The 14,453-nt window shown below is 74.0% G+C and carries 11 protein-coding genes; 6 read left to right on the top strand and 5 right to left on the bottom strand.

Annotation, left to right across the window (positions count from 1 at the left end):
• Nucleotides 1-111: 111 nt before the first annotated feature.
• Together ACFYNO_RS24435 and ACFYNO_RS24440 are read right to left on the bottom strand one after the other, a co-directional pair.
• Nucleotides 112-804, bottom strand: coding sequence for an HAD family hydrolase (locus ACFYNO_RS24435; protein ID WP_388016214.1), 693 nt, complete (start codon nt 802-804; stop codon nt 112-114).
• 48 nt (nt 805-852) lie between these two features.
• Nucleotides 853-2,058 carry a glycosyltransferase gene (locus ACFYNO_RS24440; RefSeq protein ID WP_388016217.1) on the bottom strand — a complete coding sequence of 402 codons (1,206 nt, stop codon included), beginning with the start codon at nt 2,056-2,058 and terminating at the stop codon, nt 853-855.
• Between the two features lie 192 nt (nt 2,059-2,250).
• Here ACFYNO_RS24440 and ACFYNO_RS24445 point away from each other — a divergent pair, with 192 nt between their 5' ends.
• Nucleotides 2,251-3,129: a sigma-70 family RNA polymerase sigma factor gene (locus ACFYNO_RS24445; protein ID WP_388016220.1), complete on the top strand. Its 879-nt coding sequence runs from the start codon at nt 2,251-2,253 to the stop codon at nt 3,127-3,129.
• Here the strand turns inward: ACFYNO_RS24445 and ACFYNO_RS24450 are convergent.
• From ACFYNO_RS24450 to ACFYNO_RS24460, 3 genes are all read right to left on the bottom strand, one after another.
• Nucleotides 3,126-3,893 (bottom strand): hypothetical protein, encoded by a 768-nt coding sequence (locus tag ACFYNO_RS24450; protein ID WP_388016223.1) that lies wholly within the window; start codon nt 3,891-3,893, stop codon nt 3,126-3,128. The two genes, ACFYNO_RS24445 and ACFYNO_RS24450, sit on opposite strands and share 4 nt — an antisense overlap.
• A gap of 133 nt (nt 3,894-4,026) precedes the next feature.
• Entirely contained in the window at nt 4,027-4,797 is a 771-nt protein-coding gene (locus ACFYNO_RS24455) for a hypothetical protein (RefSeq protein WP_388016226.1), read from the bottom strand.
• A gap of 102 nt (nt 4,798-4,899) precedes the next feature.
• Nucleotides 4,900-6,372 (bottom strand): glutamine synthetase, encoded by a 1,473-nt coding sequence (locus tag ACFYNO_RS24460; protein ID WP_388016229.1) that lies wholly within the window; start codon nt 6,370-6,372, stop codon nt 4,900-4,902.
• Nucleotides 6,373-6,885: 513 nt separating this feature from the next.
• Between ACFYNO_RS24460 and ACFYNO_RS24465 the strand changes: the two genes are divergently transcribed.
• The 5 genes from ACFYNO_RS24465 to ACFYNO_RS24485 all read left to right on the top strand — a co-directional run bounded on the left by ACFYNO_RS24465 (nt 6,886) and on the right by ACFYNO_RS24485 (nt 14,453).
• Nucleotides 6,886-8,700: a 3-hydroxyacyl-CoA dehydrogenase family protein gene (locus ACFYNO_RS24465; RefSeq protein ID WP_388016232.1), complete on the top strand. Its 1,815-nt coding sequence runs from the start codon at nt 6,886-6,888 to the stop codon at nt 8,698-8,700.
• Nucleotides 8,701-8,882: 182 nt separating this feature from the next.
• Complete coding sequence (locus ACFYNO_RS24470; RefSeq protein WP_388016235.1) at nt 8,883-9,764, top strand: TetR family transcriptional regulator; 882 nt, start codon at nt 8,883-8,885, stop codon at nt 9,762-9,764.
• Between the two features lie 323 nt (nt 9,765-10,087).
• The gene (gene ccrA, locus ACFYNO_RS24475) at nt 10,088-11,458 is read left to right on the top strand and encodes a crotonyl-CoA carboxylase/reductase (RefSeq protein WP_388016238.1); all 1,371 of its coding nucleotides are present in this window, start codon (nt 10,088-10,090) and stop codon (nt 11,456-11,458) included.
• On the top strand, nt 11,458-13,494 hold the full coding sequence (locus ACFYNO_RS24480) for a protein meaA (protein WP_388016241.1): 2,037 nt from the start codon (nt 11,458-11,460) through the stop codon (nt 13,492-13,494). Before ccrA ends, ACFYNO_RS24480 begins: the two co-directional genes overlap by 1 nt.
• Complete coding sequence (locus ACFYNO_RS24485; RefSeq protein ID WP_388016244.1) at nt 13,491-14,453, top strand: HpcH/HpaI aldolase/citrate lyase family protein; 963 nt, start codon at nt 13,491-13,493, stop codon at nt 14,451-14,453. Before ACFYNO_RS24480 ends, ACFYNO_RS24485 begins: the two co-directional genes overlap by 4 nt.

Raw genomic sequence — 14,453 nt, forward strand, 5'->3', positions numbered from 1 at the left:
CTCCCGTCCGCCGGACACGCTCTGGTTCGGCGCGGGGGGGTGGCCGGCGACCGGCTGGGCCACCGCCGGGTGCTGCTCACCGGGCCGGCGCCGTTCGGCGGCGACTGGCCGTCACAGCTCCAGCAGGGCTGCCAGGGTGGCCACCTCGCGGATGCCCGCCCCGGCGGCGCGCTCCGAGGCCGGGCCGCCGGTGGTCCTGCGGTTGAGCCAGTAGGCCTGCAGCCCGGCCTCCTTGGCGCCGAGGGCGTCGTGCAGCAGGTGGTCGCCGATGTGCAGGACCCGGGCGGGCTGCAGGTCCAGCCGGGCGGCGGTGTGGCGGAAGGCCCGGCGGTCCGGCTTGCGGAAGCCGCTCTGTTCCGGGCTGGTGACGCAGGCGAAGTAGCCGCCCAGGCCCACCTTGGCCGGATCGGTGTTGCCGTTGGTGGTGACCGCGAGCACGAACCGGCCGGCCAGCGCGTCCAGCACCTCCACCACCTCGGGGTACGGCCGCAGGGCGGACCAGCGCCGCTCGTTGTACCAGTCGAACAGCCCGTCCACCCGCGCCGGATCGGCCCGCTGGCCGCTGCTCTCGATCGCCCGGCTGAAGGACTGCTTGCGCAGTGTCGACAGCCAGATGTCCGGCGCCGCGTCCCGGCCCTCCTGCCAGAGGCCGGTCAGCCACTCGCCCGTCACCGGGCCGTCCGCCCGGCGCGCCCCCTCCTCCGTGAGCCGGTCCGCCACCGCGGCGATCGCCACGGCGTACGCGGCCTCGAAGTCCCACAGGGTGTCGTCGGCGTCGAACGAGATCGCGGCTATCGCAGGCATGCCCAGGACCCTACTGCAGGGCCGGGGCCGGTCCTCCGGACGGACCCGTCAGCCGTAGGCGGGCTCGCGGACGGTGGCCGCCGAGAGCAGCACGTCCACCAGCCGCTCCGCCGCGTCCGGGCGGCCGTGCGCCCGGGCCCGCTCGGCCATCGCGGCCCGCTTGGCCGGGTCGTCCAGCAGCGGGGTGAGGGCCTGGCGCAGCCGGGCCGCGGTCGGCGCGCCGGTCAGCGCCACGGCGGCGCCGGTGGCCTCCAGGTGGCGGGCGTTGTGCTCCTGCTCGTTGCCCGCCGCGGTGGCCAGCGGCACCAGGACGGAGGCCTTGCCCAGCGCGGTCAGCTCGGCGATGGTGCCCGCGCCGCTGCGCGAGACCACCACCCCGGCCAGCGCCAGCACGTCCGGCAGCTCCGCGCCGACGTATCCGGTGACCAGGTAGCGCCCGCTCAACTCCCGCCCCAGCGCGGCGGCCTGCTGGCGCAGCGCGGGCTCGTGCACCGGTCCGCACTGGTGCAGCACATTGGCCCGGGTGAGCAGCCAGGGCAGCAGCTCGGCGATCAGGCCGTTGATCTGCTGCGAGCCCTGGGCCCCGCCGGTCACGTAGACGGTCGGCCGGGAGAGGTCGAAGCCCCGCAGGCCGAGCGCGGCCACCGCCCGTTCCGGACGGCCCGTCAGCACCTCCGGCCGCACCGGGTTCCCGGTCACCACGGCCGCCGCCCGGGCCGCGTCGGACAGGTAGTGCAGGGTGGACTCGGAGGAGACCGCGAAGCAGGTGGCGGCCCGGGCCAGCGCCCGGTTGGCCAGGCCCAGCCGCACGGTCTGCTCGTGCACCACCAGCGGGCGGCGGCAGATCCGGGCGGCCAGGCCGACCGGCACGGCCACGTAGCCGCCGGTGGCCAGCACCACGTCCGGCCGCGCCTCGGCGACCAGCGCCCGGGCCTGCGCCACGCCCAGCGGCACCCGGCCCATGTCCCGCACGTTGGCGGGCGAGACCAGCTTCAGCGGGTTGGCGCTGCGCCGCACCTTGCCGGTGGCCACGGTGGCGAACGGGATCTGCTCGGCGGCGGCCACCCGGGCCTCCAGGCCCTCGGCGGTGCCGATCCAGAGCGCCTCCAACTCCCGCCCGGCCCCGGCCAGCCGGGCCTGCAGCGCGCGCACGGCGGTCAGCGCGGGGTAGGTGTGGCCCCCGGTCCCACCGCCGGTCACGACCAGGCGGAACGGGCGCCGCGGGTCCTCGGGTTCGATGCGTCCATCAAGCACTGACGCATTGTGCGGCGCCCGGCGGGGCCGCCGTGACGGCGCTCGGCGGCCGCCGCGGGGTCCGGCCAGGTGGGGCCGGGCGGGCGTCAATCCGCCCGGCACAGGGACCACCCTTTCGGGGCGAGACCGGGCGCGCTAGCGTCTGCTGCGGTGGCGGCAGGTGCCGGTGTGGCTCAGGGGGGCTCGAAGACCATGGACGAACAGGACGTGCTCGCGGCGCGGTTCGAGGAGCACCGGCCTCGGCTGCGGGCGATCGCCTACCGGATCCTCGGCTCGCTGGCCGAGGCCGAGGACGCGGTGCAGGACACCTGGCTGCGGCTCGGCCGCACCGAGGCCGCCTCCATCGACAACCTGGGCGCCTGGCTGACCACCGTGGTCTCCCGGGTCTGCCTCAACTCGCTGCGCTCGCGCGACCACCTGGGCGAGGAGCCGCTGGAGGCCGCCGCCGCCAGGACCGACCCGAGCGGCATCGACCCCGAGGAGGAGGCGCTGCTGGCCGACTCGGTGGGGTTGGCGCTGCTGGTGGTGCTGGACAGCCTCTCCCCCGCCGAGCGGGTCGCCTTCGTGCTGCACGACATGTTCGCGGTGCCGTTCGAGGAGATCGCCGCCCTGCTCGACCGCACGCCCACGACGACCCGTCAACTCGCCAGCCGGGCCCGGCGCCGGGTACGCGGCAACCCGCCGCCCACCGCCGACCTGGGCCGCCAGCGCAAGGTGGTCGGCGCCTACCTGGCCGCCACCCGGGCCGGCGACTTCGACGCCCTGCTCGCGCTGCTCGACCCCGAGGTGGTGCTGCGCGCCGACAAGGCGGTCGGCCCCACCCCCGCCGCGATCCTGCTGCGCGGCGGCCGCACCGTCGCCAAGGCCGCGCTGGCCTCGACCGGCCGCGCCCTCAGCACCCAGCTCGCGCTGCTGGAGGGCGCGGTGGGCCTGGTCATGGCGCCCTCGGGCCGGCTCGCGGTGCTGCTCGCCTTCCGCTTCTCGCCGGAGAGCGGGCTGATCACCGAGATCGACGTGATCGCGGAGCCGGTGCGGCTGGCGGACGCGGACCTGGCGGTGCTGGCGGACTAGACGGCCGCCATGGCGGCGTCCGTCCCGCGCGGCGCCGCACTGGCCATGCGGTACAGCCGCACCCGGAAGACGCCCGAGGCGGTGACGCCGAGGGTGGTGGCGAAGGCGAGCACGGTCACGGCCGCGGCGAAGCCGGCGACCGAGAAGCCGGCGCTGCCGGACTCCCCGGCCAGGATCACCAGGACCAGCGCCGGAAGGAGCGTCAGCAGCGCCGGCACGGCGAAGAGCCAGCGGGTGCGGGTCACCGAGCCGGCGTACTGGGTGAAGGAGCGGACCGAGGCCTCGCCGGCGGCACGCAGGCCGTGGCCGTCGAGCAGCATCGCGGGCAGCATCAGGTAGCCGCCCACCGTCCAGATCGCGCCGAGCACCCCGCCCAGCAGGGAGCTGAGCAGCTCGCCGACCAGCGAACCGAGCACCCAGCGGATCGCCTGGATCAGCAGGTTCACCAGCACGCTGAAGAGCGTCCAGGTCAGCAGGGCCAGCCAGCTGCGGGCGGCCCTGGCGTAGGCGGCTCCGATCCGGACCGGGCGGCCGCTCAGCGCGTCGTCGGCGGCGAAGATCATCGCACCGCCGAAGAAGGCGCCCAGCGCGGTGATCAGCACCCCGATGACCACCGAGACCGCCACCCGCTCCGACCCCTGGACCCCGCCGATGGCGGCGGCCGCGACCGAGGCCGTCAGCGGGCCCGCCATGCCGAGGGTGCCCAGAACCGGCAGCACGAGCAGCCGCTTGTTCTTCCGGACCACCTGCAGTGAATCGCGCACGGGTCTCATCCCGGCGTCCCCTCCCTCTCGATCATCGGACACCGGCGCGGAGCCCCCAGGAGGACGCCGCGCCGGTGGTGTTCGAAAGGTATAGATCAGGTAATGCCCCGCACAAGGCGGGTCCGGCCGGGCGTCAGACCTGCGGGCCCGCAGGGTCGGTCACCCGGGGCGCGGTGAGCGCCGGGCGGGCGGCGGTGTTCGGGGCGGCGAGCTTGGGCGCCTGGGTGCCGGCGGCGGACGGGGTGTCGCCGAAGCCGTCGAGCAGCCCCAGCGGCTCGATCCGCACCAGGTGGGACGGCGCGTAGAAGTGGTAGCCGTAGTGCAGGCGGGCCCGGTTGTGGGCGTCCACGGTGGGCTCGGTGGTGCCGTCCTGGGCGGTGGCGACCAGGCCGGTGTGCGACTTGGTGGCGCCGGGGCCGGCGTAGGTGACCACGACGTCGCCGGGGCGGGCCTGCTCCGGGTGGTCGCCGATGTCCGTGCCCAGGTGGCTGTCCATCAGGTAGTCGTACAGGTTGTGGTACTGCGGCAGGTCGCTGATCAGCAGCAGGTCGTAGGTCTTGCCGTTGGGCGCGGTGTAGTGGAAGTAGGAGTCCTGCGAGTCGTCCGGGCCGAGGCCGGGCACCAGGCCGGCGGCGGCCAGCGCCCGGGCCACGTACTCGGCGCACTGGTAGTTCGGCTGGTCCGCCCCGAACGCCACCGGGGTCGGGTCGTTCCACGCGGAGTCCGCCCAGTGCTGCTCGGCCCAGTCCACCTCGACCCCGCGCAGCAGGTCGCCGAAGCTGGGGACGCCGGCGGTGGTCGCCGGGGCGGCGGAGGCCGCCGGGGCCGCCGCCAGGGCGGGCGCGGCGGCGAGGGTCAGGGTGAGTGCGGCACCGGCGAGACGGCGCGCGAAGGTCTTACGCATGGTCAGAAGCCCCCGGGTGATTGGGTCGTGAAGATCCAATCTATGCGGACTCGAACGCCCGGTCTATCCGGAGTGACATGATCCGGATGAGCCGACGCCCCGTCAGTAGCGCCACCGGGTGGCCGCGGCCAGCTCCTCCGGGGTGTGCTGGGCGAACAGCTCCAGCTCGGCCTGGCGGACGGCGGCGACGGCCTCGTAGAGCGGGTCGCCCAGTGCCTCGCGGAGCGGGGCGGAGGTGCGGTACTCGGCGAGCGCGCCGGCCAGGCTGTCGGGCAGCCGCGGGATCTCGCCCTCGGGGTGCTCGGAGGGCTCGTCCCGCACCTCGGCGGGCAGCGCCCGGTGGGCGTCCAGCCCGGTGAGGCCGGCCGCGATCACCCCGCCGAGCAGCAGGTAGGGGTTGGCGGCGGCGTCGAAGCACTTCAGCTCGGCATTGGCGCTGCCGGGGCCCTCGCCGGGCGGGCCGGGGATCAGCCGGAGCGCGGCCTCCCGGTTCTCCCGCCCCCAGCACTGGTAGGCGCCGGCCCAGTGCTGCGGCACCAGCCGCAGGTAGCTGGCGGGGCTCGGGGCGCCGAGCGCCAGCAGCGCGGGCAGTTCGGCGAGCACGCCGGCCAGGAAGGACTCGGCCTCGGTGCTGAGGCCGTGCGGACCGGGGCCGCCCTGGCCGAGGTTGCGCCCGTCCCGCCAGAGCGAGAGGTGCAGGTGGCCGCCGTTGCCGACGGCGCCGGGCTGGACGGCTGGCGCGAAGGAGGTGCGCAGGCCGTGCCGGACGCCGACGGCCCGGATGGTCTGGCGGACCAGCACGGTGGAGTCGGCGGCGGCCAGCGGATCCGCGGGGGCGATCGACACCTCGAACTGCCCGTCGGCGTACTCGGGGTGCAGCTGGAGCACCGTCAGACCCTGGCGGTCCAGCGCGTGCAGCAGGTCGCGCAGGTAGTCGGAGAGGTCGGTCAGGCGGTGGAAGCCGTAGGCCGGGCCGTGCGTGGGATAGACCGGCGGATCGCTCGGCGGGCCGGCCAGCGCGACCACCCACTCCACCTCGATCCCGGCCCGCAGCTCCAGCCCGCGCCGGGCGGCGGCCGCCACGGTGCGGCGCAGGAAGGCGCGCTGGCAGCCGGGGTGCTCGGCGCCGCCCTGCTCGAACCGGTCGGCGGGGGCCCAGGCCCAGCCGGGCTGGGCGGCCAGCCGGGTGAGCCGGTCCAGGTCGGGGACCAGCCGCAGGTCGCCGACCGGGCCGCCGATGTGCCGGCTGGTGGTGATCGAGTCGTCGACCAGGAAGACGTCGAAGCAGGGCGCGGCGCCGACGCCCCAGGCGGCGGCGTGCTCAAGGCGGCGCACCGGCACCGTCTTGACCCGGGTCAGCCCGGCGTTGTCCACCCAGCTGAGCACCACGCCCTCGACGCCCTCCGCGCCCAGCCGGGCGGCGGCCACCCGGGCGCGGGCGGCCCTGGCCGCGCGGGCGTCGGAGCTCGGCAGCCGCTCGGCGATCGGCTCGCCCGCGGGCAGCAGCTCCTCGGCCGAGGGGTCGAGCGGGTCGAGGGAGTCGAAGGAGTCCTGGTCGGCGATGGTGGTGCTCATACGATCCATGCTCCCGCCACCCCCACCCGTCCCACCATTCCCCGCAGGAGTGGATCGGCGAACCCGAAACTGACGCGGGATCACCGAAAGCTGCCATCCACCCCCTTTCCTACTCGCTGGTAACCCGGTTACAGTGGCCGCACGCACCACCGCCGGGCTTCGGGAGCCGCTCCGGCGCTGTGCCTTTCACGGTCCACGGGTGATCCACGTACCGGACCGGACGTCACCAGGGTTCGTCCCCCACGCGCGACCACTGCGGCCCGGCCAGAGCGGACTGGCCACCGCAGCGCGCGGTTCGACCGCACCCCGAGTCACCCCGCCCCGTACACCCGTCTCGGCAGTCACGGCCGTCCCAGCAGTCACGGCCGTCCTGGCCGTCAAGGCCGCCCCGGCCGCCGCGCGTGTCCCGCGCCGCCGCCCCGGCCCGTCGCTCTCCCCCGCCGCGTCCCGATCGTCCCCCGCGCGCCCAGCCGCCCGCGGGGTGCCGCGGCCACCCCGAAAGGACCAGCAACGATGCAGGCCCCCGAATCCCAGGCTTCCGAACCGCAGGACCTCCCCACCCCCTTCCCCACCGTCGCCGTGGTCGGCCTCGGCACCATGGGCGCCGGCGTGGCCGTCGCCGCGGCCCGCAGCGGCCGCCGGGTGATCGGCGTCGAGGCGGACGGCGCGGCCGCCGCCCGGGCGCTGGCCCGGATCGAGGAGGCGACCGCGCACGCCGTCGCCCGCGAGCGGCTGACCGCCGGGGAGCGCACCGCCCTGCTCGCCCGGATCACCGTGGGCGCCGAGCTCTCCGCCGTCGCCGCGGCCGACCTGGTCGTCGAGGAGGTGCCCGAGCAACTGGAGCTCAAGCGCGAGCTCTTCGCCGAGCTGGACCGGATCTGCCCGCCGCACACCGTGCTGGCCACCGGCACCACCTCGCTCTCGGTGACCCGGATCGCCGCCGCCACCGCCCGCCCGGAGCGGGTGCTCGGCCTGCACTTCTTCAACCCGGTGCACGCGATGAAGCTGGTCGAGGTGGTCCGCAGCGTGCTGACCGACCCCCAGGTGGCCGAGCAGGCCGCCGAGTTCGCCCGCGCCCTGGGCAAGGAGCCGGTGGCAGCCGGCGACCGGGCCGGCTTCGTGGTGAACGGCCTGCTCTTCGCCTACCTCAACCAGGCGGCGGCGATGTTCGAGTCGCGCTACGCCACCCGGGAGGACATCGACGCGGCGATGCGGCTGGGCTGCGGCCTGCCGATGGGCCCGCTGGCGCTGCTCGACCTGATCGGCCTGGACACCGCCCGCACCGTGCTGGAGGCGATGTACGAGCAGTCCAGGGACCGGCTGCACGCGCCCGCGCCGATCCTCGGCCAGCTGGTCTCGGCGGGCCTGCTGGGCCGCAAGTCCGGCCGCGGCTTCTACCGCTACGAGGCCCCCGGCTCCTCCAAGACGGTCCCGGAGGCCGCCTCGGCCGCCGCCGGCCGCCCGGCCGGCCGGACCGTCGGCAGCGTCGGCGTCTGCGGCTCCGGCACCATGGCCACCGGCATCGCCGAGGTCTTCGCCAAGGCCGGCCACCCGGTGGTGCTGGTCGCCCGCAGCCAGGAGAAGGCCGAGAAGGCCAAGGCCCAGCTGGCCCGCTCGCTGGACCGCTCGGTCGCCAAGGGCCGGCTGACCGCCGAGCAGCGGGACCGCACCCTCGGCCTGGTCACCCCGACCGGTTCGCAGGCCGACCTGGCCCAGGTGGACCTGGTGCTGGAGGCGGTGGCCGAGGACCTGGCGGTCAAGCGGGAGCTGTTCGCCGCCCTGGACAAGATCGTCAAGCCGGGCGCGGTGCTCGCCACCACCACCTCCAGCCTCCCGGTGATCAGCTGCGCCACCGCCACCTCCCGGCCGCAGGACGTGATCGGGATGCACTTCTTCAACCCGGCTCCGGCTATGAAGCTGGTCGAGGTCGTCTCGACCGTGCTGACCGCGCCGGAGGTCACCGCCACCGTGCTGGAGCTCTGCGCGGAGGTCCGCAAGCACCCGGTGGAGTGCGGCGACCGGGCCGGTTTCATCGTCAACGCCCTGCTCTTCCCCTACCTGAACGACGCGGTCCGGATGCTCGCCGAGCACTACGCCACGGTGGACGACATCGACACCGCGATGAAGCTCGGCTGCGGCTACCCGATGGGTCCCTTCGAGCTGCTGGACGTGGTCGGCCTGGACGTCTCGCTGACCATCGAGCAGGTCCTCCACCAGGAGTTCCGCGAGCCGGGCCTGGCCGCCGCACCGCTGCTGGAGCACCTGGTGGCGGCCGGCTGCCTGGGCCGCAAGACCGGTCGCGGGTTCCGCGACCACGCCCGCCGGTGACCGGCGCCGGCCCGGCGGGGACGCCCCGCCGGGCCCCGCTGCCGCCACTGACCCCGCCCCGGCCGGTCTGGGGCCCGGGCCGGGCTCCGCGTCCGGCGGCCGGGCCGGCCGTCCGGCCGGTGGCCCGCAGGATGCCGCCGACGGCGCCTGAGCAGGCCCGGGGGGCGTGTAGCGTTCCGGGCATGGACCGGGAACAGACATCCGCTGAACAGACCGGGCACGCCGGGCCCGAGAGCCGCGCCGCCGAGCCGGGCCCGGGCAGCCGCCGGGCGGCGGCGCAGCGCCAGCAGATGCGCCAGGACCTGGCCGCAGCCGCGATGCAGCTGTTCGCCACCCAGGGGTACGAGGAGACGACGGTCGATCAGATCGCCGCGGCCGCCGGGGTGGCCCGGCGGACCTTCTTCCGGTACTTCCGGTCCAAGGAGGAGGCGATCTTCCCGGACCACGACGACACCCTGGTCCGGGTGGCCGACCTGCTGGCCAGCGCCGAGCCGGAGGAGCACCCGCTGGACGTGGTCTGCCGCGGCATCAAGGAGGTGCTGCGGATGTACGCCTCCACCCCGGCCGTCTCGGTCGCCCGGTACCAGCTGATCCGTCAGGTCCCGGCGCTGCGCGAGCGGGAGATCGCGGTGGTGGCCCGCTACGAGCGGCTCTTCACCCGCTACCTGCTGGGCCGGTTCGACGCCTCGGACACCATCCCGCCCGGCTGGCAGCACGGCGGGGACGACGACTCGATGCTGGCCGAGGTCTCGGCGGCGGCGGTGGTCGCGGCCCACAACCACGTGCTGCGGCGCTGGCTGCGGGCCGGCGGCCACGGGGACGTGGAGGCGCAGCTGGACCACTCCTTCGCGGTGATCCGCGGCACCTTCTGGGCCACCCCGCCGAGCGGGGTGCGACGGCGCAGCACGGTAGTGACACCCAGTGCCACCGGGACCCCCGGGGCCCTGGAGGCCACCAGCGCACTGAGTGCCACCCCGGGCGGTGAGGTGCTCATCACAGTGGCCCGCACGGATGCCCCGCTGGACGTGGTACTGGACAGCATCCGGGCCGCACTCGGCCACTAGAACAGAAAAACAGCAGGTCAGAAGGCCCGTCGGGACTCTCCCGGCGGGCCTTCGGCCTGCCCTGCGCCCCCTTGGGCGACGCTGGAGAGCCGGGCAAAATTCATGGCACCCAGTGTCTTTACGAGTGGCACAGGGTGCCAGTAGCTTGTTACCCACCAGTCGCGGCGCCGCGGCTCCCCACCTCGGCGCGCCGTCGTCCGGCGCCCCCACACCCTCGGGGGCGAGCACCTCACCCCACCCGACCCACTGCGAAGCCGGTGTCCGCTCCCGGCTCCCCCAGACGCCCTGTGCGCCCTCACACAGGTACGCCTTCGGAGGCAGCCATGAAGGAAATCCTCGACGCGATCCTCAGCGCCGACAGCACGTCCGCGGACTTCGCCGCGATCAAGCTCCCCGAGTCCTACCGGGCGGTCACGCTCCACAAGGACGAGGAGCAGATGTTCGCGGGCCTGGAGAGCCGCGACAAGGACCCGCGGAAGTCGCTCCACCTGGACGACGTCCCGCTGCCCGAACTCGGCCCCGGCGAGGCCCTGGTGGCCGTGATGGCCAGCGCCGTGAACTACAACACCGTCTGGTCCTCGATCTTCGAGCCGGTCTCCACCTTCGGCTTCCTGGAGCGCTACGGCCGGCTCTCCCCGCTGACCAAGCGGCACGACCTGCCCTACCACGTGCTCGGCTCCGACCTGGCCGGCGTGGTGCTGCGCACCGGCGCCGGGGTGAACGCCTGGAAGCCCGGCGACGAGGTGGTCGCGCACTGCCTCTCGGTCGAGCTGGAGAGCCCGGACGGCCACAACGACACGATGATGGACCCGGAGCAGCGGATCTGGGGCTTCGAGACCAACTTCGGCGGCCTGGCCCAGCTGGCCCTGGTGAAGACCAACCAGCTGCTGCCCAAGCCGAAGCACCTCACCTGGGAGGAGGCCGCCTCCCCGGGCCTGGTCAACTCCACCGCCTACCGCCAGCTGGTCTCGCGCAACGGCGCCGGCATGAAGCAGGGCGACAACGTGCTGATCTGGGGCGCCAGCGGCGGCCTGGGCTCGTACGCCACCCAGTACGCGCTGGCCGGCGGCGCCACCCCGATCTGCGTGGTCTCCAGCCCGCAGAAGGCGGACATCTGCCGGGCGATGGGCGCCGAGGCGGTCATCGACCGCTCGGCCGAGGGCTACCGGTTCTGGAAGGACGAGCAGAACCAGGACCCGCGCGAGTGGAAGCGCCTGGGCGCGAAGATCCGCGAGCTGACCGGCGGCGAGGACGTGGACATCGTCTTCGAGCACCCGGGCCGGGAGACCTTCGGCGCCTCGGTCTACGTGACCCGCAAGGGCGGCACCATCGTCACCTGCGCCTCCACCTCCGGCTTCATGCACCAGTACGACAACCGGTACCTGTGGATGTCGCTCAAGCGAATCGTCGGCTCGCACTTCGCCAACTACCGCGAGGCCTACGAGGCCAACCGCCTGATCGCCAAGGGCAGGATCCACCCGACGCTCTCCAAGGTCTACTCGCTGGAGCAGACCGGCCAGGCCGCCCTGGACGTGCACCACAACAAGCACCAGGGCAAGGTCGGCGTGCTCTGCCTGGCCCCGCAGGAGGGCCTGGGCGTGCGCGACGCCGAGTTCCGCGAGAAGCACCTGCCCGCGATCAACCTCTTCCGCGAGCTCGACGAGCGGAACGTCAAGCCCGGCCGGGACATCTGATGACGGAGCGCCAGAAGGACCGTCCGTGGCTGATGCGGACCTACGCGGGCCACTCCACCGCTGCGGACTCCAACGCGCTCTACCGGCGCAATCTGGCGAAGGGCCAGACCGGCCTCTCGGTCGCCTTCGACCTGCCCACCCAGACCGGCTACGACTCGGACCACGTGCTGGCCCGCGGCGAGGTCGGCCGGGTGGGGGTGCCGGTCGGCCACATCGGCGACATGCGCACCCTGTTCGACGGCATCCCGCTCGAGCGCACCAACACCTCGATGACCATCAACGCCACCGCGATGTGGCTGCTGGCGCTCTACCAGTCGGTCGCCGAGGAGCAGGGCGCGGACATCGCCAAGCTCACCGGCACCACCCAGAACGACATCATCAAGGAGTACCTGTCGCGCGGGACGCACGTCTTCCCGCCCGGCCCCTCGGTGCGGCTCATCACCGACATGATCGCCTACACCGTGGCGCACATCCCCAAGTGGAACCCGATCAACATCTGCAGCTACCACCTGCAGGAGGCCGGGGCCACGCCGGTGCAGGAGATCGCCTTCGCGATGTGCACCGCGATCGCCGTGCTGGACGCCGTCCGGGACTCCGGCCAGGTGCCGGCCGAGCGGATGGGCGAGGTGGTCGGCCGGATCTCCTTCTTCGTCAACGCGGGCGTCCGCTTCGTCGAGGAGATGTGCAAGATGCGGGCCTTCGGGCGGCTCTGGGAGAAGGTCACCCGGGAGCGCTACGGCATCGAGGACCCCAAGCAGCGCCGGTTCCGCTACGGGGTGCAGGTCAACTCGCTGGGCCTGACCGAGGCCCAGCCGGAGAACAACGTCCAGCGGATCGTGCTGGAGATGCTGGCCGTCACCCTCTCCAAGGACGCCCGGGCCCGCGCCGTGCAGTTGCCGGCCTGGAACGAGGCGCTGGGCCTGCCCCGGCCCTGGGACCAGCAGTGGTCGCTGCGGATCCAGCAGGTGCTGGCCTACGAGTCCGACCTGCTGGAGTACGGCGACCTGTTCGACGGCTCCGCGGTGGTGGAGGCCAAGACCGCCGAACTGCTGGCCGGCGCCGAGGCGGAGATCGCCAAGGTGCTGGGCCAGGGCGGGGTGGTCGCGGCGGTCGAGTCCGGCTACCTCAAGTCCGCGCTGGTCGCCTCGCACGCCGAGCGGCGGGCCCGGATCGAGGCCGGCGAGGACAAGATCGTCGGGGTGAACTGCTTCGACACCACCGAGGAGAGCCCGCTCACCGCCGACCTGGACACCGCGATCATGGTGGTGGACCCGGCCAGCGAGCAGTCGGTGCTCGGCGGCCTGCGGCGCTGGAAGGCCGACCGCGACCAGGCGGGGGCGGCGGCCGCGCTGGCCGAGCTCAAGCGGGTGGCCGGCACCACGGAGAACCTGATGGCCGCCACCCTGGCCTGCGCCCGGGCCGGCGTGACCACCGGCGAGTGGGCCTTCGCGCTGCGCGAGGTCTTCGGCGAGTACCGGGCGCCCACCGGCGTCGGCGGGGCGCCGGTCGCGGTGGCCGCCGAGCCGGGCGGCGAGCTGGACCGGGTGCGGCGGGCGGTCGAGGCCACCGCCGCCGAGCTGGGTGCGGGCAAGCTGCGCCTGCTGGTCGGCAAGCCGGGCCTGGACGGGCACTCCAACGGCGCCGAGCAGATCGCCGTGCGGGCCCGGGACGCCGGCTTCGAGGTGGTGTACCAGGGCATCCGGCTGACCCCGGAGCAGATCGTCTCGGCGGCCGTCGCCGAGGACGTGCACTGCGTGGGCCTGTCGATCCTCTCCGGCGCCCATCCCGAGCTGGTGCCCGACGTGCTGCGGCGGCTGGAGCGCGCCGGGGTGGAGGATGTGCCGGTGATCGTCGGTGGCATCATCCCCGCAGCGGACGCCGAGGCCCTGAGGGCCGCCGGTGTCGCCGCGGTCTTCACCCCGAAGGACTTCGGCATCACGACCATCATCGGCAGGATCGTCGACGAGATCCGGCTGGCCAACCGGCTGGCCCCGATCGTCGGCGAACCGATCAAGGAAGAGACCCTCGCGTCATGACCTCAGTGAACCGCCTCCGCCCCCGCCGCTCCTGTCTGGCCGTCCCGGGAAGCAACCCGCGCTTCCTGGAGAAGGCCCAGGGCCTGCCGGCCGACCAGGTCTTCCTCGACCTGGAGGACGCCTGCGCCCCGCTGGTCAAGGAGAGCGCCCGGCACACCGTCGTGGACGCGCTGAACAACGGCGACTGGGGCGGCAAGACCCGGGTGGTCCGGGTGAACGACTGGACCACGCACTGGACCTACCGCGACGTCATCACCGTGGTCGAGGGCGCCGGGCCGAACCTGGACTGCATCATGCTGCCCAAGGTGCAGGACGCCGAGCAGGTGAAGGCGCTGGACCTGCTGCTCACCCAGATCGAGAAGACCATGGGCTTCGAGGTCGGCCGGATCGGCATCGAGGCGCAGATCGAGAACGCCAAGGGCCTGGTCAACGTCGACGCGATCGCCGCCGCCTCGCCCCGGCTGGAGACCATCATCTTCGGCCCGGCCGACTTCATGGCCTCGATCAACATGAAGTCCCTGGTGGTCGGCGAGCAGCCGCCCGGCTACCCGGCCGACGCCTACCACTACATCCTGATGCGCATCCTGATGGCCGCCCGGGCCAACGACCTGCAGGCGATCGACGGCCCCTACCTGCAGATCCGCAACCCCGACGGCTTCCGCGAGGTGGCCGGCCGGGCCGCCGCGCTGGGCTTCGACGGCAAGTGGGTGCTCCACCCGGACCAGGTCGGCATCGCCAACGAGGTCTTCTCCCCCTCCCAGGAGGACTACGACCACTCCGAGCTGATCCTGGACGCCTACGCCTGGGCCACCTCTGAGGCCGGCGGCTTCAAGGGCTCGGCGATGCTCGGCGACGAGATGATCGACGAGGCCTCCCGCAAGATGGCCCTGGTGATCGCCGGCAAGGGCCGCGCCGCCGGCCTGCAGCGCACCTCCAAGTTCGAAGCCCCGGAGGCCTGA

The organism is Kitasatospora sp. NPDC006697, assembly GCF_042869935.1.
Lineage (GTDB): Bacteria > Actinomycetota > Actinomycetes > Streptomycetales > Streptomycetaceae > Kitasatospora.

Excerpts from the sequence above, each read along its gene's own strand:
- ACFYNO_RS24455 (WP_388016226.1), bottom strand. The coding sequence starts at position 4,797 with ATGCGTAAGACCTTCGCGCGCCGTCTCGCCGGTGCCGCACTCACCCTG.
- ACFYNO_RS24465 (WP_388016232.1), top strand. The coding sequence starts at position 6,886 with ATGCAGGCCCCCGAATCCCAGGCTTCCGAACCGCAGGACCTCCCCACC.
- ACFYNO_RS24470 (WP_388016235.1), top strand. The coding sequence starts at position 8,883 with ATGGACCGGGAACAGACATCCGCTGAACAGACCGGGCACGCCGGGCCC.
- ccrA (WP_388016238.1), top strand. The coding sequence starts at position 10,088 with ATGAAGGAAATCCTCGACGCGATCCTCAGCGCCGACAGCACGTCCGCG.
- ACFYNO_RS24485 (WP_388016244.1), top strand. The coding sequence starts at position 13,491 with ATGACCTCAGTGAACCGCCTCCGCCCCCGCCGCTCCTGTCTGGCCGTC.
- ACFYNO_RS24460 (WP_388016229.1), bottom strand. The coding sequence starts at position 6,372 with ATGAGCACCACCATCGCCGACCAGGACTCCTTCGACTCCCTCGACCCG.
- ACFYNO_RS24445 (WP_388016220.1), top strand. The coding sequence starts at position 2,251 with ATGGACGAACAGGACGTGCTCGCGGCGCGGTTCGAGGAGCACCGGCCT.
- ACFYNO_RS24435 (WP_388016214.1), bottom strand. The coding sequence starts at position 804 with ATGCCTGCGATAGCCGCGATCTCGTTCGACGCCGACGACACCCTGTGG.
- ACFYNO_RS24480 (WP_388016241.1), top strand. The coding sequence starts at position 11,458 with ATGACGGAGCGCCAGAAGGACCGTCCGTGGCTGATGCGGACCTACGCG.